Source organism: Butyrivibrio sp. INlla18 (assembly GCF_900103635.1).
Taxonomy (GTDB): Bacteria; Bacillota; Clostridia; order Lachnospirales; family Lachnospiraceae; genus Butyrivibrio.
Genome location: NZ_FMXK01000004.1, coordinates 37,413 through 58,224 on the forward strand (window position 1 = coordinate 37,413; position 20,812 = coordinate 58,224).

Consider the following 20,812-nt stretch of genomic DNA (forward strand, 5'->3'; position numbering starts at 1 on the left):
TTAAGATGTGATTTTTTGCAAAAGCTCTGTCGTTTTTCGTACAGCTTCCTTGAGCTGTTTATTTTCAGAATCAAGATTCCTTAACGTATTTTCTATATTTTTATTTGTCAAAGTATCTTCAACAAATTCTTCCATAAGTTCTTTATATATTGGAGTGATCTTTGCATAATCCCACCACAATTTCTCCAAATCATAATGCAGCCCCATAGAATTCCATGGCTTCATTCCAACAAAATGAACTATCGATGTTTCATCTCCATTTATGACCCTGTCATAAGAGTACCCGTCCCTACATCCATCTCTTGCAAAAAGATTATATTTAGACCATGGAATATATTTTACTCTGCCAAAATGTGCATAATTTAAAATATCCTGTTCACATGCAGGAAGATCAAATTTCCATTTTTCCATAATGTCATAATACTTCTTATACGAATATTCTCTTTTAATCTTGCTAATGTTCAGTAACATCGTACCAGTATTAAAATACCTGAATTTATCTTTATATTCTTCAAAAATAACCTTCTGCCCACATTGTATATTTTCGTATCTACAACTTCCATTTGACTCATCTGCAGCTATAATATCATTTCCCGCAAAATCCATATTCCATAATTCATCGATACTTTTATTTATGATCATATCAGTATCAAAGTATAATATTCGTTCAATATCATCAGGAAGAGTATCTGCAAGTTTTAATGTACAATAAGTCTCATACGTCCAATAAGGAGTAACCGGTATCATCGGCTCAATATCAGAAAAATCCATTTTTAAAGAATAGATTTTCAAATCATATTTAGACAATGAATCTTTAATAAAATTTATATCTTCCTGTGTCAGTAATCTATGCATTATGAATACTTTGTGACTGCCTTCATTGTTTGCGCAAAATGACGAAAGCATTACTATTGCATATTTCATGTAATTTCTATCAAAAGAAGTTGTGATATTCATCTGATATTGCCTTTCTATTACTAAATATATTGTGAGAAATCCATTGTATTAGCCATATTTATGATTTCCAAGGCCTTATCCATGCCATATGTTTTAATCAGGTTATTATAGAATTGCAGCCTAAAAACATCCACTTCTTTAGGATTGTGCACAGTTTCAAGCATAGCAAGATATGTAAGAAATCCTTTAGGATTGTCCATGAATTTCTTATCTGAGCTTGCCGTCAATCCATCTTCAAGATACTCACATATGTAAATTATCCTTTCAAACCACCTAAGCTTGTATCCATCTCTTGCAATATGATCCCAAATTAAAGACTCAGGAACAAATTTTTCTCCCTCAAACTCAGGAAACGGATATTTTTTTAATATATGCGTTTTGTAAACTTCTGCTTTATCATCCAAGAGATGATAAAGATGCCTTTGCAAATTAGTACAATCAACATATTCGCCACATATTTTAGGTTTACCACCTATAGGATTACCAGCTAAATCGCTTCTAAGCCCACTGACCCCAGCAAACGTCTCATCATTTGCTATCTGTAAAAACCAGTTATCAACTAACTCAATGGCATCTGTAGTCAGATAATCATCACTATCAACTATAAAAAAAGCATCTGATGAAGCAATCTGTACTCCAAGATTTATTGCTCTATGTTTACCGCCATTATGTACTTCTCTGTACACAATATTAAAACCATTATCCTCTACAAGCCACTTCTCAAAAAGTTCATTTGTATTATCCGTACTTCCATCATTAATCACAATCCATTCAAAATCTTTTGATGTCTGTCTTTTTAATGATTCATATAATTTTTCAATTCGATACGCTCTGTTATAAGTAGGCGTAAACACAGTTATCATAAATATTCTCCAAAAATCAGCTCTTTTGGGCCTTAAAATAGTACTGAAATGCCTTAAATTCTTCAGGATCAACAACGTCAAAGGTCTTTTTTATCTTTTCTATAAACTCGTCATCACCCGCATTTCCATTATAGTTTCTGTCCATACTGACTATTTTAAGACCACAATTCTCAATCATCTCAATCGCAGTATCTTTGGTAAAAAATCTTAAGTGCGTCCTGTCTAGAATGCCTGAGTCTGCGTAATCAAACCTTCCAAATTGCATCAACATCACGCAAACAGCATAGTATCTTACATTAGGAAGACTTATGATAAAATAACCATTTTTCTTAAGATATGGTAGAAACCTCTTTAATGTATCTTCAGGATTTCTTAAATGCTCTAAAACATCAGCACAAATAATATAATCAAATTGTTCCTTCTGATATGGAATCTCCATATTTTCCACATCGCCTTGAATTACATCTGTAACACTTCCTGCTATTTTCACAATTTCAGAAGTATACTCTACTCCATGCACACCAGCTTCAGGCCATAAGAATTTAATTCTGTTAAGAGTACCTCCTAGCGCACATCCTAACTCTAATACTTCAATCTTGTCTTCCTTATCCTCAGTTATCATCTCGATCAATTTACTTCTAACATCACTTGAATAACCCAGTTCACAATTCCACTTATCCTTAAGTAGCTTCCTGTTTTTTTGCCCACTCTTAAAATCATTTTCGCTCTCTGCTTTATCTTTATACAAGCTATACAAAAAACTATTGTACGCAAGTATTACATCATATCCCGAAAGATTTGCACGTACACAAATCAATATCTTCATAAGCACCTGCTGAAAAAATATCGTCAAATAGTCCAAACATTTTCGATAACATCACGTTTTATCAGTATCGCGTATTTTGAAAGATACACTTTTTTCTCATAAGCATTTTTCATAGGAGAATTAATATGTGAGGCAAATATCTTTATTTCATCTTCATCTGTTGTATTAAGTTCAATACTTTGCTCGCTTGATTGCCCATTGGCTATATTGGTAAGTCCACCTATCACGCCTATATTTTCTTTAGAATATAATCCCAAAAGCAGATAAAAAAAAGAATTATCCATCAAAACCGTACTACTACTTAATAAAAAATAATTACCATTACTTTCTGCTTCCTTTATTCCTTCATTATATGATTTTTCAGAAACTATCAGTTCATATTCAGGAACAGTTGCCTTGATACTAGAAATACATCTTGATAAATTTTCTTCATTTCCTTCACAAACTGCGGATTTTACTAAATCTTTTACCATTAAGCCTCTCCTCAGCCAATATTATTTGCCACCTCATCAAATTTTTCCAATTCATAGGGCATTTCTTCTATGCTTTTATATTCCTCAATGCAAGATATTGCAAATTTTCTGGCATTATCATCAGGTTCGATACCTACAAGCTTTGCATTTGGATAGAGATAATGGATATGGCCAAGCATCGCCCCACATCCACATCCTATATGTAAAACCTTAAAAAAGCTTGTCCTATCATAGCCCTTATCTCTAAGAGAATAAATAAATTTAATTTCATTTTCACTGATAAGTGCATGGACTGAACTATCAAATCCCCACTTTTCTACTATAACTTCCCTATGAGCATCAAATAGTTCCTTTATATCATCTCTGTTCCTAAAGCTCTGTGAACCTGCATGATAAATAAAACTATTATGAACTAATATAAGTCTGTATCCCACATTTCTGATTTGTAGACTAAGATCATCATCCTCCAGATATCCTGGATTGAATCTCTCATCAAAGCCTATAGTTTTATCAAAAGCCTCTCTCTTAATCAGCATCGCAAAGCCGCACAATCTGCACTGCTCTTCATAAGGATTATCCTCCGGAACATTCTTTCTGGCACCATGTTCCATATACTGCTCAATAACGCTGAAATTGACATTTTCTTCCATTGTGTTGATAGCATAGTTTTGTATAGCCCCGACACTTCCCACATCTTTTGCCTCATATAGTGCCATTCTCAGCCAAAATAACGAATTTGCCGTCATTCTGGTATCATTATTCAAAAAGAAAACATCATAATCCTCAGGAACATACTTACACGCTTCATTACAACCAACCGAAAATCCCATATTTTCTTCACTAAGGATTATAATTGCCTCATCATGTTCTTCGCCCCAGGCAGTGAGCCACTCTGCGGCTCCATCAGTGGAGCCATTATCAAATATAACAAGCAAAAAGCTCTCTGGACTACAGTTTGTATATATACTTTCAATGCACTGTTGCATTAGGTAAGTATTATTGTATGAAAGTATAATAAATGCTGTCTTTTTTACGCATACTTTACCAGAATCAAGCAGTCTCATCCTTTCTCTAGATATTTCCAAACTCATGTCAGGATCAGGACACAAGAATTCTGCATTTTCGAAGCACAAATATGCCTGGTCATCATTTACGCCTTTTTTTTCTTTTCCTATCTCATAGTAAATTTTGTAAATATCTTCATTCAGATATTTTAATCGATCTGTCAAATAATCTTTGCATACATCTCTAAACGCTCCACTACTCACATTCGCATTTTTTACATCATTATCATCTGCCCAGACTTCTTTGTACCCCTCTTTATACTCCATCTGTGCTGCCTGAAGCATCTGCTTTGGAGTCAGTTTTTCCTGATAATATGGATTATCAAAAAGATTAGCATTATCGGATCTTACTGTATGTCCTTTTTCAAAAGAAATGGCTTGAAAATCTTTGGATAGCCATTCAAAATCTCTATCGCAGATTGTATTAATGTCAAAAAAACTCCCACCCTGCCTGAATGAATGCCATTCCCTGAGTTTATAAACGCTGCTATATTTTAAAGCCACATAAGTTCCATATGTTTCAAACTCGCTAAAAGCAGAGTTCTGTATCTTATCTGCCGGGATTGCATTTATTATTTTTTCCCAAAACTTTTTTCCATCAATAGCATCATTCTTTTCTATATCGCAAATAAGATTTCTCATAATCTCAGTTTTAAAAAGCATGTGCTCTGAGATAAAAGATCTCTCAATAACCTTATCAAATCCAGGCAATATAACGCTCATAGTTTCAAAATACTCTTTATGATACTCATGTTTTAGGTCAAGGTAAGGCTTACCGGACTCTGCTTGAAACATTTCTATTTTTCTACAAGGAATGGTATCCCCATCCCAAACCATATAGTACTCATCCTGGCAACTTAAAGCATACTGCATCTTAAGAAATTGCTGATAATACCAGCCAGTTATTCCTCTAGGGAGTTCTCGGCCGGCCAAAATGTCAGCCATTCGTTCCTTGATAAGAGCATGTACATCGTCAAAGCTGATAAGACTATTCTCATCTATCCAATCCACTTTTCCTTTTAAATCTACGTTTTCACCTAGTACTTCTTCAACAGCACCGGAACTTACAAATAATATTTTCCCATATTCAATATTATCTACAAGTCTTGGATATAAGCTTAAAAGACGTTTACAATCCACCGCAGTAATAACTATTAGTGTATCAAAATGCTCATGATTTACCATTTTATTCCCCTTTTATAGCAAATGCTCTTTGTTATCAGATAATTTAATTATACATTATTTTACGTCTGTATTTTGCTATAATATCTGTATAAGGTCATAACTAAAGGAAGGGATATCTGCATGTCCAAGATAATTGTCGATATAGTTTCACCATATGGCGGTCGTGAAGGCGGAATTGAAAACATTATCTATGCTTGGACTAAATATTTAGATAATAATATCTTTGATCTCAGGATCATGCACATGACACCTGGAATAGCATATCTTAAAGGATATCCAAAAGCTTATTACCTTAATAGCGACAATATTGACGTCACTCCCAGTTATTGTGCTAGCGGTTATAATCTGATGCTTGATCAATATGGTGACCCTGATATATGTATTGCTACTAATACACCTGTAATGTCCGCAGTTTGTGATCAGGTCAGAAAATATAGAAATACTAAAATGAAAGTTTTTTCTTGGGTTCACAATGAAATCTGGCGCTATGCGCAATGTGGACAAGGTGGAATCAATGAAATGTTAATGGCAGATGCACATTTGGTATTAAATAGTTCCATGGAACAAGAACTTAAAGATGCTAACGCTAAAGCCATCGTATATAATATAGGAAATCCCATTTTAAATGATATTCCTACCACTTCTGATTGCCCATGCCATAATAAACTTGTTTTTGTCGGAAGATTATCTGAAGAAAAAAGACTTGACCTTGTTCTTGAAGCTATGTATAAAGCGAAATCAACATGGATGCTTGATATAATTGGGAATGGTCCGATAGAAGAAGATGTCCGTAAGTGGATAAATCTTTTGGGACTCCAAAAGCAAACTAATATGTTAGGGTGGAAAGATAATCCTCTTTCATATATGACAAACGCAGAGTTTATGATTAGTACCTCTGATTACGAAGGTTTCATGTTGACAGGCGCTGAAGCTCTGGCTATGGGTATTCCGGTTATATCTACTCCTACGCAAGGTGTAAAAGAATACCTAAAGGACTCTGTAAATGGTTATTTTATAAACTTCAACGATGCTAATCAGCTTGCTCGTCTTCTGGACGACATTGCATTTATGCGAAAACAAATACCCTCAAAAATTATATGCCAAAAATCAGTAGAGCATTTTTCAAAAGAAAACTATTTCCGTTCTGTAGAAGAAATACTAAAAAAAGAGCTCCGGTAAACCGGAGCTCTTCTTGGTAGTCTGCAATGTTTGCAATAGACTGCTTATTATCCGAGAAGTGAAAGAACACCCTGATTTGTCTGGTTAGCCTGTGCCAGCATTGACTGTCCAGCCTGTGCAAGGATGTTGTTGTTAGAATACTTAACCATCTCGGTAGCCATATCTGTATCACGGATAGCAGATTCAGCACTCTGTGTGTTCTCAACAACGTTATCAAGGTTCTTGATTGTGTGCTCAAGTCTGTTCTGGATAGCACCAAGATCTGATCTCTGAGTTGATACTGACTCAAGAGCTACTTTAATATAGCTCATAGCAGTCTTAGCATTACCATGAGTAGAAACATTAAGGTGATCCTGCTGAACACCAATGTTTGTAGCACTCATCTGCTTAATGCAGATCTCAATCTGGTTAACTGCATCTGTCTCAGAACCAACCTGAAGATTCTTCTGTGTGAAGGATCCATCAAGAAGTGCCTGGTTGTTGAACTCTGTAGCTGCTGATGTTCTTGTGATCTCTGTAGAGAGAGCATTAAGCTCTGACTTGATGTATGAACGATCCTTTGACTGTAATGTGTCATTAGCAGCCTTTGTTGCAAGCTCGTTCATTCTCTGAAGCATATCATGTACTTCGTTAAGAGCACCTTCAGCTGTCTGTACAACTGAGATACCATCCTGAGCGTTAGCAGAAGCCTGTGTAAGACCTCTTACCTGACGTCTCATCTTTTCAGAAATTGCAAGACCTGCTGCATCATCTGCTGCTCTGTTGATCTTGTAACCAGATGATAACTTCTCACTTGACTTTGCCTGAATACCAGTTGTGATTCCAAGCTGTCTGTTTGCGTTCATCGCTGTGACGTTGTGTTGTACTACCATAATATAATTCCTCCTTGAATTTGTACGGCAGCATCCTTGCTGCTCGTTTGCTTTGTTTTGAAATGATCTCAGTGCTGGCCTAAAATCATCTCTGTTTTATTTTACACTTTTATTATCGTCTATAAATATAAAAACTTTAGGGGGATTTTTAAAAAAAATGTATAAATTTTTTTAGGCCAATAGAATAGGCTCCAGCACTGGGCTGGAGCCTTATGACTCTTATCTGAATTACTGAAGAAGTGAAAGAACACCCTGATTTGTCTGGTTTGCCTGAGCAAGCATTGACTGTCCAGCCTGCTGAAGGATGTTATTGTTAGAATATCTAACCATCTCTTCTGCCATATCTGTATCACGAATCTGTGATTCTGCAGCCTGTGTATTCTCAACTACGTTGTCAAGATTCTTGATTGTGTGTTCAAGTCTGTTCTGAATAGCACCAAGATCTGATCTCTGCTTTGAAATAGAAATAAGTGCCTGCTTAACGCTCTCAATTGTAGCTTTAGCATTTGAATGAGACATTACATTAATCTGTCCACCAGTTGTATTTGCTGAACCAACTGGATATGAAGCTGTTGCCTCTTTAACTGCCCATACTCCAATGCTTGTAGCACTAAGTTTCATGATGCAGATATTAATCTGGTTCTGTGCATCAGATTCTGAACCAACCTGAAGATTTTTATTAGTAAATGATCCATCAAGAAGATGCTGGTTATTGAACTCTGTAGAAGCAGCTGTTCTTGTAATTTCGTCTGAAAGCTGCGTCATCTCCTGCTGGATGTATGCTCTATCCTGAGATGTAAGAGTATCATTTGCGGCCTTAACTGCAAGCTCATTCATACGCTGAAGCATATCATGTACTTCATTAAGAGCACCTTCAGCCGTTTGTACTACCGAAATACCATCCTGAGCATTTGCAGAAGCCTGTGTAAGACCTCTTACCTGTCTTCTCATCTTCTCAGAAATAGCAAGTCCTGCTGCATCATCTGCTGCTCTGTTAATTTTATAACCAGAAGAAAGTTTTTCGCTAGATTTAGCCTGAACGCCAGTTGTAATACCAAGCTGTCTGTTAGAATTCATTGCTGTGACATTGTGTTGTACTACCATATGAAAATCCTCCATGAACGGGGCCCGCTTCCCTGCTGCCTTTCCATCTTCTCTATTGTGCAGCGTATCGCGGAGTCCCTTCCATGGCTGCTTTTGTTTTGTTTTACACTAATGTTATCGGCCGCTTTTCTAGTAACTTAACCCTTTTTGAAATATTTTTTTCTTTTTTTTGAACAATTTGAAATTTTTTTGATTATTTTCAATTTTGCTATAAAGTTATTGCACTTATATGCCGATAAACGGTGTCTCACAAATTTGTGCAAAAAAAGAGAACTCTTTCGAGTTCTCATAATATCAATTCTTGTTATCCAAAAATTGAGGTGGTATATCTTTGAAATTGTTCATTGTTCTATAATAATTAAATGCCGCTGCTGACGTTTGTCTGGAATAATTCATAGCCTTTCTTGCTACACTAAAATACTCTTCCGCCAGTTTTTTGTTTCGATATTCTGCTGCTTCTATTGATGCACTAAGCCCCGTTATCTCCTGAATCAGATTTTGCATTCTTCTAATCTGATCTTTGTATAGCTCTTTATTCAGACCAACTTCATCTTTAACTCTGTCAAACAATGATTGAAAACCATCGTCAAGCTTAAGAAGATTATCAATAAGTTCGCCTTTCACATCGAGTATCTTATCAAAAGCTTCTTCATCCACTTTATCAGGGTTCTTCAAAATCTCTCTTTGCTTGTCATTTTCAGTTTCAATCTGTTTCATGACCTGTATTTTTTTTTGCAAGCTTTCTTCAAGCATATCTAGACTGGCTGATACCATTGCATTCCCCTCTTCACTCAAGACTCAGAAATATTATGCATCCTTTACCATGATATTATTAGCCTTCATTACTTCAACCCAATTGTCTCTTATTGCATGCATATGTTTGTTTACCTCAGCAACTATCTCTCTATCTTTAGCGATATTTGCTTCAACAAGTCTCCTTGCAATATAAGAATACATGTTTTCAAAGTCCTGTGCAACCGGATACTTCATATCAAGCGTATTTCGAAGATAATCGATTATTCTCTCGGTTTTTATAATATTTATATGCGCTTTTTCAACATCTTTTTTTTCTATTGCATAATCTGCAATATTAAGAAATTTGATTGCTCCATCATAAAGCATCAACGTAAGCTCTGGTCCAGAAGCTCCCATTACTTTGTTGTTTTTATACTGTGCATAAGCATTCTGCTGTTGTGATAATACTGGCATAAGCGTTCCCTCGCATTCGTTATTATTTTTATCCTAAAATCAATTAATTGCCACCAAAGAAACCGGATAAAGAATTACTCGACGAATTAATCTTTGAGAGTGCTGTTTCCATTGTTGCAAATTTTTTATATAGCTTATCCTGAGCAGCTTCAAGAGCAGACTGTGCATCGGAGATCTTAGTATTATAAGCACTATACTGAGATGCCATAAGCTTATCTTCATAAATTGTAAAGGAACTGCTGTACTCAGTACCTTTCATAAGATCCGAAAGCTTACTATATATGCTCTTTGATAATTCAGTAAAGAAATCCTGTACTGCTGTTGGATCTGTTGAAATCATTGATCTTAGCAAGTCTGTATTTCCACTAACTGATGAATCATCCTCATCACCATCTATGTGCAGAAGATCTCTCTCATTTTCTTCTGTCTCAAAATACCCACCTGTAGAGATACCAAAAGAAGCAAGCGAAAGACTCTTAGTTGTTCCATCTTTTAATGTAACATCAAAAGAACTATTCATCATTTCTCTAAGGGCTGTCTTGATAGTTCCTATAGTCTCATCATGACTAAGAAGTCCATCTTTAATCTTCTTTTCCCACTCTTCAACTTCTGTATCAGACATTTCTTTTTTCTGGTCATCAGTTAGCATCTTGTACTTTGAAGCCTTATCTGCATTGTAAAGAGTAGCGAACTCTTTCATAAGATCGTTATACTCTTTTATCATGTTCTTAATATTGTCGTAAATGCCACTGGTATCCTGTTTGGTTGAAAGAGTAATTCCTGAAGCAACTTCATTGGCAGTAATGGTAAGCCCATTAATCTCAAATGTATTAGTGTCAGATGTATATGTTTCTCCATTAAGAACTATCTCAGCACTAGTTCCCGAAATATAATTGGAACCATCTGCTTTTTTGGTAAGTCCAAGTTTAGTCATAGCATCACTTGATTCACTATCTATTATCAAGTCAAAAGAAGCTGCTTCCCCGGCAGTCTTTGAAGAAACATAGAATCTTCCATTGTTCTCATCATAATTAAAATTAAGGCTGGTTCCTGTCTCTGAAGATGTAGCACTTTTTAGTTTACTAAGAATACTTCCAACCGTATCACCTTCTTCAACTGTTACAGAAAGAACATCTGAAGTATTTCCGCCAATACTGAATTTAATCTTATCACCAGTAGACAATCCAAGTTCTTCTGCAGTTGTCTCTTTTGTAGCCTTTGAAGTGCCGACTTTCACTTCCTGTCCTGTAAGATATCCAGACTTAGCCAGCTGTATGATATCTAATGTCTGGGTTGCATTCATAGCGCCTTCGCCAGTAATAACTGATGCTGCATTAGCATTAGAAACTGTAGTTGTCTTCTTATTGTATGCCGATGTAAACCTCATGTTACTAAGCGCACCATTATAAAATGAAGTAACTTTCTTATTAAGTTCTTTCCACTTGTCCTGCTTCCAGGTGAGCTTTTTCTGATCGCCTTTTGCTGTATTAAGTTTATCCTGCTTTGTCTGTGTTAAGGCTGTTATGATACTTTCTGTATCAAGGCCTGAATTCATTCCTGTTATTCTGATAGGCATAGGCTTTCTCCTTTCTCAATCCTTGAGTGTGCTGATTTGACATCCATGTCAAACATCATCTGTTACATACCGGAAATGTTAGCGCTTCTCATCTACCATGATTCCAGCTATTTCCCAAACCTTGGCAATCATATCAAGAGTCTCATCTGGTGGGAACTCCTTGATGACTTTCTTGGTTTCTTTATCAACCATCTTGATAGTTACTCTGTTGGTCTTCTCATGAATACCAAATACTGCCTCAGCGCTTGACTTAGCATTCTGAGTCATTTCAGAGATTGCCTTCTTAACCTTTGCATTATCAGCCTGAATCTGCTCTTCAGTTGCCTCTATAAACTCCTGCTCACTAGCATAGTTCTGAGGACCACTCTGAGTATTAGTATTGTTAGAGCTATCAGCAGCTTCTACCTTGAACTCAACGTTCTGCATGCTGCCGTCAGCTTCACGATTAACTACTTCAGAATTAGACTGACTCTGCTCATGTACCTGTGTCTTTACCTGTGGCTGCGCCTGCTGTATAAGTGGCGAAAAGCCGTTAATTGCTTCCATTCCCATAATCCTATACCTCCATGGTTTCGAGAACATCCTTGTTATTGACCATTTATAATCTTATAAGTTCAAATGAGATTGTTATAGCATTTCTTATCCTCTATATCGGATAGCTGGATTAAAACATTAGTCTTTTAAGGAAAAAAAATCCTAAAATTAATAAAAATTTTAGGATTTCAGGATTTCCTGCAGAAGTTTAGTATAGGCAAAGTTCTCAAAGACCTTTTTCTGGCCATTAAGAGCTATTTCCTTACGTTCATCTTCATGCTGAAGGTAATAAGCTGTCTTTTGGATCATATCCTCTGGCGTATATACCATTACAAGATCAACACCATCTTCAAAATATTCTGCGATCTCAGCCTGATAATTTGTAATAAGGAATCCTCCTGCTGCCAGAATATCTATTACACGAAGTGATACTCCTGAAAGAATAGATCTAAGGGTTATGTTCAGATTTACCTTACTTCTATGGAAAACTCTTGGCATCTTTTCGTTGTAGCTGGCAAGCCCTAAGTCGCACACGCCTTCAATGGGCTTTGTCCCTGGAGAAGTATAAAGAACTGTATTAAATCTTTTACCCATTTCAGTCAGGATATTTCTTCTTTCATTTACAGTGACTTTTTTCCTAAGGATATCCAGCATAACGCCGTCGTAATCTATCTCATATTTGCCAGTCTGTTCGAACTGTATGTACTGTCTTAGCTCTTTTACTTTCTCATATGGGTATATCTCTTCCTCGGTAAAAAAGTCTGCCCCAAATACACGTTCCTGAGCTTTGATAACCGCATCTGTATAGCCTTTAAGTATTGGTGGTAAGAAATTAACCTGATCATAGAAGTTGTATTCATTATCATAAAGATTTCCAAGAAAGCTTACGTCATGCTCATAGGCAACTTCGCCGCCAGTTTCCTGGTCAAGCTTCTGGCACAGCTCGCCAAGTCTCTTTTCATTAACTCCAAGTGGTGAGTAATTTATGGTCTTAACACCCTTATTCACCATGTTTTGGTAAAGGACCTTGTCAAAGACAAATATCCTGTTTACAGGATTATTAGTAACATGGGAGTCTAAGGTGTAATGAGGGCAATCAAATACCCAGCTCACATAAGGAATGCCATATTTCTGGCAGGCTTCAGAAATATTTGGAAAGAAATCAAAGCTATAGAGAAGGTCATAATATCTTTTGCCATCGACCTCTTTTTTTGTCACAAGCTCTTTTATCTTTCCTTCTATTTCAGGGGTCAGATCAAAGCCTTTCATATTGAGTTTAAGAACATCAACCTGATGTCCAAGCCTTTTCATGGCATCTCTGCAATCCCCACCATTAAATTCATCCCAGTCGTAATAAAGTATGCGCATATTTATCCTCTAGCCAAAAATAGGCCGCTGCCCTTATGGACAGCAGCCTTAATTTCAAATGATCTAAGTTCTCATAGAAGCTTTTTGAGTTCTTCAATTCCAGAAACATCTGTAGCTTCCTTGTTTTCATTCTGAATCTGGATATAAACTTCTTTTCTATAAATAGGAACTTCCTTAGGTGCAGATATACCAAGCTTGATCTGATCACCTCTGATGTCCAAAACAGTTACTTCTATATTGTTATTAATAACGATAGACTCGTTCTTTTTTCTTGATAATGCTAACATATGGTTCTCCCTCCGCGGCTAATGTTTTTGGCTGATTACTCAAATCATCCATTTGCTTCTTTATTTTTTTGAAGGATGTCATAAATAGGGAACTTCACCGGATATTCATCATTATCAATAATTGTCTGAGACGCCTTCATGTCTTTTGTGTTGATGATAAATGGTCCCTTAAGATTAACTGTCATGAGTTTAAGATCATGTGGAACTGTAACTGTTACAAGAACAAGCATCTCCTCCTCATCAAGATTACCGATTGATTCAACCTCTGTCTTATCAATAATAGGCTTATAATCAGGGCAAACAATCAATGGATCCATAACCGGCATTGCAAAATTAGGTTCATCAACTGACTGAAGCCACTTTATTGTGTTCGCCCCCTGATCCTCATCATGCATAAGTGTGAATCTTGTAAACTCAGGGAAACCAATTATTCCATTTGGGAAAGTAATGATCTTACTCTCCTCGATTTCTACTTCGCCAAATACTCTAGTTGTAAGTTTCATGCTGTAACCTCCATTGTCTTTGAGACATCGCTACATTTTAATTATAAACGTTATTTCGTAACTATGCCACATTTTATTTTATCTGATGTTAAGTCATCAAATATAATTCATTAAGCTAGACTGGCTGATCTTACCAGTTGCCATAAGACTTGCTTCATAAGTAGTCTGAGCTGATGTGAGCTGAGTGACAGTCTCGGCAAGATCAATGTCCTCATTTTCTGACTGAAGAGTTTTAAATGTTGTTGTCTGGCTCATAAGTCTTGTATTAATAAGATCAAGTCTTTTTGATTTAGTGCCATTTTCAGTAACTGCAAGGTTTGCAGTATCAAGAGCTTTTTGAAGTGAAGTAATCTTATGTTCAAACTCCTTTTGAATTTCTTCTCTCTGATAGTCATAAGCTTTCTGTGCTGACTCAATTTCGATCTTAAGCTTAGTTTTTTCTGTATCAGAAGATGATGATTTCAACTTATCATTGAGGATCTTAAGTGTACTCTTCATCTGAGTAAGCTGATTGAGTTTATCCTTCAGATCATCCACATCTCTTTTAACACTTGTTGTGAATACCGCGTCAGCTGTAGTGTTAACAACTACTGACTGTGCAAAACCTACATCATAAGCGATGTCGTGAGCTGCTGAACCTCTGTTATATAGTACTGTACCATTTTCATCGGTGAATTGGCAATTAAATAAATTCTCAGGCTTGATGTCACCTGTATTCCATTCCTTCTTGTCATAGATAACGTCGATAGTATTGGCGTTTATAAGGTCTGGAAGAGTTGAAAGCTTGTTTGTAAGCTCTTTATTCAAAAGAACCTCACCTGTAGCTGCATTAAATACTGCAATAGCGCCCTCTTCTCTGGCAACAAGATCATTATAGAACTCATCGATATCATCATCTGATGTTGTTGAATAGATCATCTTATCTTTTGTGATATTTAATGTAGTCTCTTTGTATGAAGAATGGATACTGCCGTTTCCTGTTACATTTACTACGTTCTGAGTAGATGTTCCATCAGCATTATCAGTTATATTATGGTCTTTGATGGTATATGTTCCATCACTGTTAACTACGCAAGTTGCTGCATTGCCATTGTACTCGATCTCCATTGAGTAAGTCTGGCCAATAGCCTGAAGGAGCGGAAGTCCAAAATGGATCTGCTCGCCGTCATCGTTTGTATATGTGATAGTTGCCTTCTGAACAGAATCAAGGTTTGTCTGACCTGAAGCAATATTGCTGCTCTGCTTGGCAGGATCATAGATTCCGTTAGAGTCGATTCCAAATGTATATGTCTGAGTATCGCTGTTAGCAGTGATATCATAAGTTCCATCGTAATGAGAAACTACTGTATAAGTAATTCCTTCGTTGGTAACTGTATAGCTTTCTCTTGATCCGCCTGGCTCGATTGCTGGAAGCATAGCGTAAAAGCTCTCACCTTCATTATTAGTAAAGTTGAGCTTAATGACATCCATCTTTTCCTCAACCGTACTTGTTGCTGGCTGCATCAGTTGCTCTCTCCACTTAAGGGATGGAGTATTGAAGCTGTCTGTAGTGTAGCTTAATGTATCATAAGAAAGTCTGATTCTTCCGACTGTCTGCTCTACGATATCGCTCTCATATACAGTATCAGCTGAAGAATCAAGGATCTTTTCAGAATCAAGCTTGCTAAGACCTGTTACTCTGCTGGATGTACTGATATTAGCAGCCTTGAACTCGTCGTTTATATCCTTGTAATCTGCTGTTGTTGTCTTATCAAATGTAAGGGATGTATCTGTTCTGTAACCTGTAAATACGTATCTTCCGGCGTAGTCTACATTACCTGTAGAATAATACTCTTTTGAAAGAGCCTCCATCTGAGTAATGATCGTTCCAAGGTCGTCGATAGTGAGATCTTTATTGGCACCCTTAGTAGCCTGCTTAACACAGTCAGTAAGAACAGACGTAACTGTAGAAAGAGCGTCGGCTGTTACATCAAGCCAGCTCTCTGCGTCCTTAGCATTCTTTTCATAATACTGGGAAATCTGTGTGACGTTACTTCTAAGACGAAGTGCTCTGATAGCAATAACAGGATCATCTGAAGGACGTGTTATCTTTTTGCCTGTAGACATCATTGTATTGAGCTGATCCTCACTGATCTTGTTATTGTTAATATTATAAAGGGAATTGTTCTGCATTATTTTGTTAGTGATACGCATAGTACAACCTCCAGATAAACTTCCATGTCAAAAAATGCGCATCCATGCAGTCATTTTTGTCATCTACAATACATATCGGCAGATTATACTCCTGTCTGAAGTATCAATCTGTCATAAATTTCAGTCAGAGTCTGGATCATCTTGGATGAAAGTGTGTATGCGTTCTGATACTTAACAAGGTTTGAAGCTTCTTCGTCTTCATCTACACCTGCATCTGACAGGCGCTGATTCTTGATAGTTACTTCAAGGGCCTCATAGGTCTTTTCCAATGTTCCAGCATTACTTGAATTAAGGGCTACGTCTGCAAGAACCTTTGTAAGGTATTCTCCAGAAGTTGCTCCTCTGAATATCTTCTTGGTCTCAAACATCTCTTTTAATCTTGAAAGGTTACCATACTCTGATTCACCTTCTGTTATGTCAGCCTTGGTAGCAAATCTCTCTGCGTTCTCGATTATTACACTGTTAACCTCAAAGTTGCCGCCTCTAAGCTTGTAATATCCCTTATTCTCAGAAAGGGAAGTAAGCTGTTCGTAGCTATACTGTGCTACAGAGTTAGTATCCATTGATCCTGTCAAAAGAGCTACACCTTCAAGGGAGTCTGATGTATATCCTGTTACCATGATCTCGTTTACTGCAGACGAGAACTGTCTTACCCACTCGTTCATCTGCTCGAGATAATATGGAATTCCCTGATAATCATTACCGTAACCGATAGTAACTAATCTGTTAGTATCAGGTGTACTTGAAAGTGTTGAATTGTCTATAGTAAATGTAAAAGTCTTGTCTCCGTCATAAGCCCATGAATCATACTTATAGGTCTTGTCGCCGATGTGTATAGTTCCATCCTCAGGAAGAGTACACTTATTCATATCCTTAAGATATGCGGCATCAACTTCAACCTGTACTGTAACAGGTCTTGCGAGAGAATCGATTATTGTGCTCTTACCGTTAAAGTACTGATTGTTATTGCCATCACGCATAGCAAGCAGTCCTTGAAGCTCGCCGCCGATAAGCTTGGACTCAATAGAGAAATCTGCAAGTTCCTTGATGTCATCGCCATCTTTGTAGCTGGCTGTTCCCCATTTGATATCATAAAGTCCTGATACATCGTTCTGGTTAACAGATCCGTCTTCATCTCTTGCTACACAGATCATCCTTCTGTATTCGTAAGTATCAACGAGCTCGTAACCACCTGCAACCCAGATCTGGAATCTTGTTGCGCCTGTTACTCTGTCTGGATTATTCTCATCAACTACAGGAGTTTCCTTGGTCTCAACTGAAACCAGCTTGGAAAGCTCATCGATGAGAACATCTCTTTTATCTCTAAGTTCATTGGCTGTTGTGCCAGTCATTTCAATGATGTTGATCTGCTTGTTGATCGAAGCAACTTCCTGAGAGATTGAGCTGATCCTGTCTGCACAGAGCTTGATCTCTGAGTTGATATCGCTCTGAAGTCCCTGAAGCTGGTTATAAACGTTGTTAAAGTATTCTGTAATACTTCTTACAGATGAAACGTATGTAGTCTTGGCTTCTGTTGTGCCTGCCGCTGTCTTAACTGACTGAAGTGCTGCTTCCATCTTTGTAAAAAGAGATGAGAATCCGGTTGTTCCGTCATCATCAAGGTACTGCTCAACAAGCTTTGTATAGTAGTTCTTTTGTTCTACATTTCCAAGGAGCTGCTCATTATTTCTGTACTTAACATCATAAAAGCTATCGCGAACTCTCTCGATCGCGATAGTCTCAACGCCTGCACCGGCGCATCCATATTTAGCAAATACCCTCAGAGCATCTGCAGCTTCCTGATTAACCTTCTGTCTGCTGTATCCCTTAGTGTCTACGTTTGATATGTTGTTTGCTGTTGTGTTAAGGGCTGCATTAGCAGCGCGAAGACCTGATGCAGCGATGTTAAGTCCAAAAAATTGTGATACCATAGCATTCTCCTTACATTAACTACCAAGTGTAGTAACCAAATGTTCCAACATCTCACTTACTACGTTTATATATCTACTTGATGCGTTGTATGCATTCTGAAACTGGATCATATACTCAAGTTCTTCATCACTTGATACGCCAACAATCTGTTCTCTGCCATATTCAATAGCTGTAACTGTCTGTTCCTGGGCAGCTGTGATGCTGTTATAAACATCTCCTGAGTTAGCTACCTGTGAAACTAGAGCGTTGTAATAAGAAATAAAGTTATTCCTACTTGCAACGTTAGGATTTAATGTGTACTGCTCTTTATTAAATGCTTCCTTAAGAGCTGTCATTGTTGCAGTATCTTCACTTCCGTCTACATTTCTGAAGGTGAAGGTTGTTGGGTCTTTTAACAAAATAGGATTGACCTGGGAATTCATGATAGTAAATCCAGTATCGATAGTTCCTGCAGGGTGCTCCTCATCAATATCATAAGTGAGCTTGTCACTGTCATTGGCTACAACAAAGAGCACGTAATCTGACTTAAGTCCTATTGTGTTATCAAGAGTTGCTGGATTACTCTCGGCGTCCTCCATTACCTTGTTGATGGCTGTCATGATGTTGTGGATCATCTGATCAAACTCAGCTTCAACGTTCATGATGACTGACTGTGCGATGTTTGTATTGTAGTAATCTTCACTCTCAGTAATGTCGTGGTATGTTGCGTTGTGATCACCTCTTGCTAAAAGAACTGATTTAAGCTTTCCAATATCAGTATCTGTAGTTGAGGATACTGTCTGCTCTAAGTTGTAAACATGTCCGCCATCGATTGATGCAATGTACTCTATACCATATTCGTCATATTCTTTTCTTGCTGCATACTCCCAGTATGGTGTTGCATAACCAACTGAACTTACTAAGGTTCTGTCGATTCCGATATGATTTACATGGTCAGTAGTTACAAATGAAGATCCTTCAAAAAGAACTGTTACATTTCCAAGGGTATCTTCGTAGTAATCTATTTTTCCAAGCTCACCAAGTTTATCAAGGAGCTTGTTTCTTTCATCTCTAAGATCGTTTGCTTTTTCTTCTCTGCCAGACTCGATATTTACGATATCTTCGTTGAGCTGTCTGATCCTGTCACCGTAGCTATTAATGTTATCTACGATGCCTTCGATCGTTGCATCAAGGTTATCCTGATATGAAACAAGACCGTCATATACGCTCTTTGCTCTTGTAAGGAACTCATTTGCTCTTGTTACGAGAGCACTCTGTGCTACTGCTGAGCAAGGATCCTTGGCAAGTTCTTGAACTGCTGTCCAGAGGTTATTGATAGAAGTTGCAAACTCTGATCCGTTCATTTCCTGAAGCTGATCTTCTACTTCTTCAAGACACTTCCTAGAAACATCATAAAAAGCGTATCTTCCTGATTCTTTCCTATAAGAGCTATCAAGAAATTCGCTTCTGACCTGCTTACAATTATTATATTGAACGCCGGTACCGATCTGCTTCCAGGCAATACATTCATTCTTCTTTTCAAGAGTCTGATATGCCCTTGTGCCCTGAGACACCTGCTGTCTTGTATAGCCTTCGGTATCTATATTGGCCATGTTATGTGCAGTTGTATTTAATGCGTTCTGTGATGTCTGTAATCCTGACTGACCCACATATAGATTTGCCATAAGAGACATATCCGTTTCCTCCTTGATTGATATTTGTCTTTTTTGCGGCCTATTTTAGGGCGCAAAAAAGACACTACTGAAATATTCAGTACTTCCTCGGGCTATCCAATGCGATGTACCACCCTTCATCATGAGTGGTACTTACTGCTTTGCATCGAACCCGCCCGAAGTGTAACCTAAACATTCGCCTGTAGTGTCTAAAGCTCTGGAATAATTCGCCGTCTGTGGAGCGCTTTTTGACGCTTGGATGATGTTCATTTCGAATTGTACCATTTCCAAAGAACTAAGAAGTAGTTCCTGGTTCTGGCCGTTTACACGTCTAACATTGTCTGCTACAGATACCAATCTGTCTCGCTGCAATGCCAGATTCTTCTGATCTTCTGGTCTCTTCTCGAGAACAGTTATCAGGTCGGTCAGTTTCAATGAATCAACATCCTTGTTGAGTACATTGGCAATATCCTTCATAGCTGTCATTCTTTTTTTCTCGAGGGACTGGATATTACCTATTACGCACTGCTCCTCATCCGTGATTTCCGCAAGTTTCAGAAGATCACCTGAAACAATAATTGTGGTCTTCTTACTAGATAACCCCAGTAATTTCTCGTACATTCCGCATTCCTGATCAAGCACGTCGACCAGGTTTTCCATTAGACTTGCCACTGGAATCATCCTCCTGATTATTATTTATTTAATTAAGAAAGCTCACTTGCTTCTTCGTATTTAGCCAGTAATTTGTCGGCAAAAGCCTCTCCACTTACGTTATAAGTACCATTTTTGATAGCAGCCTTGAGCGAAGCCACAACGTCTTCTCTAACGTCTGGCGTAGCGCTAACAGCCTGTTTAGCAACCTGGATATCTTTTCCAATTGAAGAAAATGATACAGTATCTCTAATATCATTAGTCTTCTTGGCCGCCTGGGTCTTATTAACTTTGTTGTTAGAGTAAATCTGCTGAACCTGACTGTATGCTTCTATACGCATATCTCATCCTCCTTCCCTGGAGTATTTTTTACTTCTACAACAT

General features: G+C 37.4%; 20 protein-coding genes. 1 reads left to right on the forward strand and 19 read right to left on the reverse strand.

The window, feature by feature from the left end:
- From BLS24_RS01545 to BLS24_RS01565, 5 genes are read right to left on the reverse strand one after another with little or no spacing between them, the layout of a single operon-like run.
- Complete coding sequence (locus BLS24_RS01545; RefSeq protein ID WP_091755489.1) at positions 1-957, reverse strand: glycosyltransferase family 8 protein; 957 nt, start codon at positions 955-957, stop codon at positions 1-3.
- 20 nt (positions 958-977) lie between these two features.
- Positions 978-1,820, reverse strand: coding sequence for a glycosyltransferase family 2 protein (locus tag BLS24_RS01550; RefSeq protein WP_091755491.1), 843 nt, complete (start codon positions 1,818-1,820; stop codon positions 978-980).
- Positions 1,821-1,836: 16 nt separating this feature from the next.
- Positions 1,837-2,646 (reverse strand): class I SAM-dependent methyltransferase, encoded by an 810-nt coding sequence (locus tag BLS24_RS01555; protein WP_091755493.1) that lies wholly within the window; start codon positions 2,644-2,646, stop codon positions 1,837-1,839.
- A 23-nt stretch (positions 2,647-2,669) separates the two neighbouring features.
- Positions 2,670-3,119 (reverse strand): hypothetical protein, encoded by a 450-nt coding sequence (locus BLS24_RS01560; RefSeq protein ID WP_091755495.1) that lies wholly within the window; start codon positions 3,117-3,119, stop codon positions 2,670-2,672.
- 11 nt (positions 3,120-3,130) lie between these two features.
- Positions 3,131-5,368 carry a DUF6492 family protein gene (locus BLS24_RS01565; RefSeq protein WP_091755497.1) on the reverse strand — a complete coding sequence of 746 codons (2,238 nt, stop codon included), beginning with the start codon at positions 5,366-5,368 and terminating at the stop codon, positions 3,131-3,133.
- A gap of 120 nt (positions 5,369-5,488) precedes the next feature.
- Here BLS24_RS01565 and BLS24_RS01570 point away from each other — a divergent pair, with 120 nt between their 5' ends.
- Entirely contained in the window at positions 5,489-6,547 is a 1,059-nt protein-coding gene (locus BLS24_RS01570; RefSeq protein ID WP_091755499.1) for a glycosyltransferase, read from the forward strand.
- Positions 6,548-6,594: 47 nt separating this feature from the next.
- On the opposite strand, the gene BLS24_RS01575 is transcribed toward BLS24_RS01570, so the two are convergent.
- The 14 genes from BLS24_RS01575 to flgM all read right to left on the reverse strand — a co-directional run bounded on the left by BLS24_RS01575 (position 6,595) and on the right by flgM (position 20,769).
- The gene (locus BLS24_RS01575) at positions 6,595-7,419 is read right to left on the reverse strand and encodes a flagellin N-terminal helical domain-containing protein (protein ID WP_091755501.1); all 825 of its coding nucleotides are present in this window, start codon (positions 7,417-7,419) and stop codon (positions 6,595-6,597) included.
- A 228-nt stretch (positions 7,420-7,647) separates the two neighbouring features.
- The gene (locus tag BLS24_RS01580; RefSeq protein ID WP_091755503.1) at positions 7,648-8,523 is read right to left on the reverse strand and encodes a flagellin N-terminal helical domain-containing protein; all 876 of its coding nucleotides are present in this window, start codon (positions 8,521-8,523) and stop codon (positions 7,648-7,650) included.
- A gap of 294 nt (positions 8,524-8,817) precedes the next feature.
- The gene (locus BLS24_RS01585; RefSeq protein WP_091755505.1) at positions 8,818-9,297 is read right to left on the reverse strand and encodes a hypothetical protein; all 480 of its coding nucleotides are present in this window, start codon (positions 9,295-9,297) and stop codon (positions 8,818-8,820) included.
- A gap of 33 nt (positions 9,298-9,330) precedes the next feature.
- Positions 9,331-9,732, reverse strand: a complete 402-nt coding sequence (gene fliS / locus BLS24_RS01590; protein ID WP_091755507.1) for a flagellar export chaperone FliS — start codon at positions 9,730-9,732, stop codon at positions 9,331-9,333.
- Positions 9,733-9,775: 43 nt separating this feature from the next.
- Positions 9,776-11,308 (reverse strand): flagellar filament capping protein FliD, encoded by a 1,533-nt coding sequence (fliD, locus tag BLS24_RS01595; RefSeq protein ID WP_091755509.1) that lies wholly within the window; start codon positions 11,306-11,308, stop codon positions 9,776-9,778.
- A 78-nt stretch (positions 11,309-11,386) separates the two neighbouring features.
- Entirely contained in the window at positions 11,387-11,860 is a 474-nt protein-coding gene (locus BLS24_RS01600) for a flagellar protein FlaG (protein ID WP_242872204.1), read from the reverse strand.
- A gap of 162 nt (positions 11,861-12,022) precedes the next feature.
- Positions 12,023-13,210 carry a glycosyltransferase family protein gene (locus BLS24_RS01605; RefSeq protein WP_091755511.1) on the reverse strand — a complete coding sequence of 396 codons (1,188 nt, stop codon included), beginning with the start codon at positions 13,208-13,210 and terminating at the stop codon, positions 12,023-12,025.
- 71 nt (positions 13,211-13,281) lie between these two features.
- Entirely contained in the window at positions 13,282-13,497 is a 216-nt protein-coding gene (gene csrA, locus BLS24_RS01610; RefSeq protein WP_091755513.1) for a carbon storage regulator CsrA, read from the reverse strand.
- A gap of 44 nt (positions 13,498-13,541) precedes the next feature.
- Complete coding sequence (fliW, locus tag BLS24_RS01615; protein ID WP_091755515.1) at positions 13,542-14,000, reverse strand: flagellar assembly protein FliW; 459 nt, start codon at positions 13,998-14,000, stop codon at positions 13,542-13,544.
- Positions 14,001-14,096: 96 nt separating this feature from the next.
- The gene (locus BLS24_RS01620; RefSeq protein ID WP_091755518.1) at positions 14,097-16,193 is read right to left on the reverse strand and encodes a flagellin N-terminal helical domain-containing protein; all 2,097 of its coding nucleotides are present in this window, start codon (positions 16,191-16,193) and stop codon (positions 14,097-14,099) included.
- A gap of 83 nt (positions 16,194-16,276) precedes the next feature.
- Complete coding sequence (gene flgK / locus BLS24_RS01625) at positions 16,277-18,124, reverse strand: flagellar hook-associated protein FlgK (RefSeq protein ID WP_091755520.1); 1,848 nt, start codon at positions 18,122-18,124, stop codon at positions 16,277-16,279.
- A gap of 15 nt (positions 18,125-18,139) precedes the next feature.
- Positions 18,140-19,798, reverse strand: coding sequence for a flagellar hook-associated protein FlgK (gene flgK / locus BLS24_RS01630; RefSeq protein ID WP_091755522.1), 1,659 nt, complete (start codon positions 19,796-19,798; stop codon positions 18,140-18,142).
- Positions 19,799-19,930: 132 nt separating this feature from the next.
- Entirely contained in the window at positions 19,931-20,449 is a 519-nt protein-coding gene (locus BLS24_RS01635; RefSeq protein ID WP_242872205.1) for a flagellar protein FlgN, read from the reverse strand.
- 32 nt (positions 20,450-20,481) lie between these two features.
- Positions 20,482-20,769: a flagellar biosynthesis anti-sigma factor FlgM gene (gene flgM, locus BLS24_RS01640; RefSeq protein WP_071176979.1), complete on the reverse strand. Its 288-nt coding sequence runs from the start codon at positions 20,767-20,769 to the stop codon at positions 20,482-20,484.
- Positions 20,770-20,812 lie beyond the last annotated feature (43 nt).

Bases quoted from the DNA above. Each gene is read 5' to 3' on its own strand.
- BLS24_RS01575 (WP_091755501.1), bottom strand. From the start codon at position 7,419: ATGGTAGTACAACACAACGTCACAGCGATGAACGCAAACAGACAGCTT.
- BLS24_RS01560 (WP_091755495.1), bottom strand. From the start codon at position 3,119: ATGGTAAAAGATTTAGTAAAATCCGCAGTTTGTGAAGGAAATGAAGAA.
- flgM (WP_071176979.1), bottom strand. From the start codon at position 20,769: ATGCGTATAGAAGCATACAGTCAGGTTCAGCAGATTTACTCTAACAAC.
- BLS24_RS01620 (WP_091755518.1), bottom strand. From the start codon at position 16,193: ATGCGTATCACTAACAAAATAATGCAGAACAATTCCCTTTATAATATT.
- BLS24_RS01570 (WP_091755499.1), top strand. From the start codon at position 5,489: ATGTCCAAGATAATTGTCGATATAGTTTCACCATATGGCGGTCGTGAA.
- fliD (WP_091755509.1), bottom strand. From the start codon at position 11,308: ATGCCTATCAGAATAACAGGAATGAATTCAGGCCTTGATACAGAAAGT.
- fliW (WP_091755515.1), bottom strand. From the start codon at position 14,000: ATGAAACTTACAACTAGAGTATTTGGCGAAGTAGAAATCGAGGAGAGT.
- BLS24_RS01605 (WP_091755511.1), bottom strand. From the start codon at position 13,210: ATGCGCATACTTTATTACGACTGGGATGAATTTAATGGTGGGGATTGC.
- BLS24_RS01600 (WP_242872204.1), bottom strand. From the start codon at position 11,860: ATGGGAATGGAAGCAATTAACGGCTTTTCGCCACTTATACAGCAGGCG.
- BLS24_RS01555 (WP_091755493.1), bottom strand. From the start codon at position 2,646: ATGAAGATATTGATTTGTGTACGTGCAAATCTTTCGGGATATGATGTA.
- csrA (WP_091755513.1), bottom strand. From the start codon at position 13,497: ATGTTAGCATTATCAAGAAAAAAGAACGAGTCTATCGTTATTAATAAC.
- flgK (WP_091755522.1), bottom strand. From the start codon at position 19,798: ATGTCTCTTATGGCAAATCTATATGTGGGTCAGTCAGGATTACAGACA.
- flgK (WP_091755520.1), bottom strand. From the start codon at position 18,124: ATGGTATCACAATTTTTTGGACTTAACATCGCTGCATCAGGTCTTCGC.
- BLS24_RS01550 (WP_091755491.1), bottom strand. From the start codon at position 1,820: ATGATAACTGTGTTTACGCCTACTTATAACAGAGCGTATCGAATTGAA.
- BLS24_RS01545 (WP_091755489.1), bottom strand. From the start codon at position 957: ATGAATATCACAACTTCTTTTGATAGAAATTACATGAAATATGCAATA.
- fliS (WP_091755507.1), bottom strand. From the start codon at position 9,732: ATGCCAGTATTATCACAACAGCAGAATGCTTATGCACAGTATAAAAAC.
- BLS24_RS01585 (WP_091755505.1), bottom strand. From the start codon at position 9,297: ATGGTATCAGCCAGTCTAGATATGCTTGAAGAAAGCTTGCAAAAAAAA.
- BLS24_RS01565 (WP_091755497.1), bottom strand. From the start codon at position 5,368: ATGGTAAATCATGAGCATTTTGATACACTAATAGTTATTACTGCGGTG.
- BLS24_RS01580 (WP_091755503.1), bottom strand. From the start codon at position 8,523: ATGGTAGTACAACACAATGTCACAGCAATGAATTCTAACAGACAGCTT.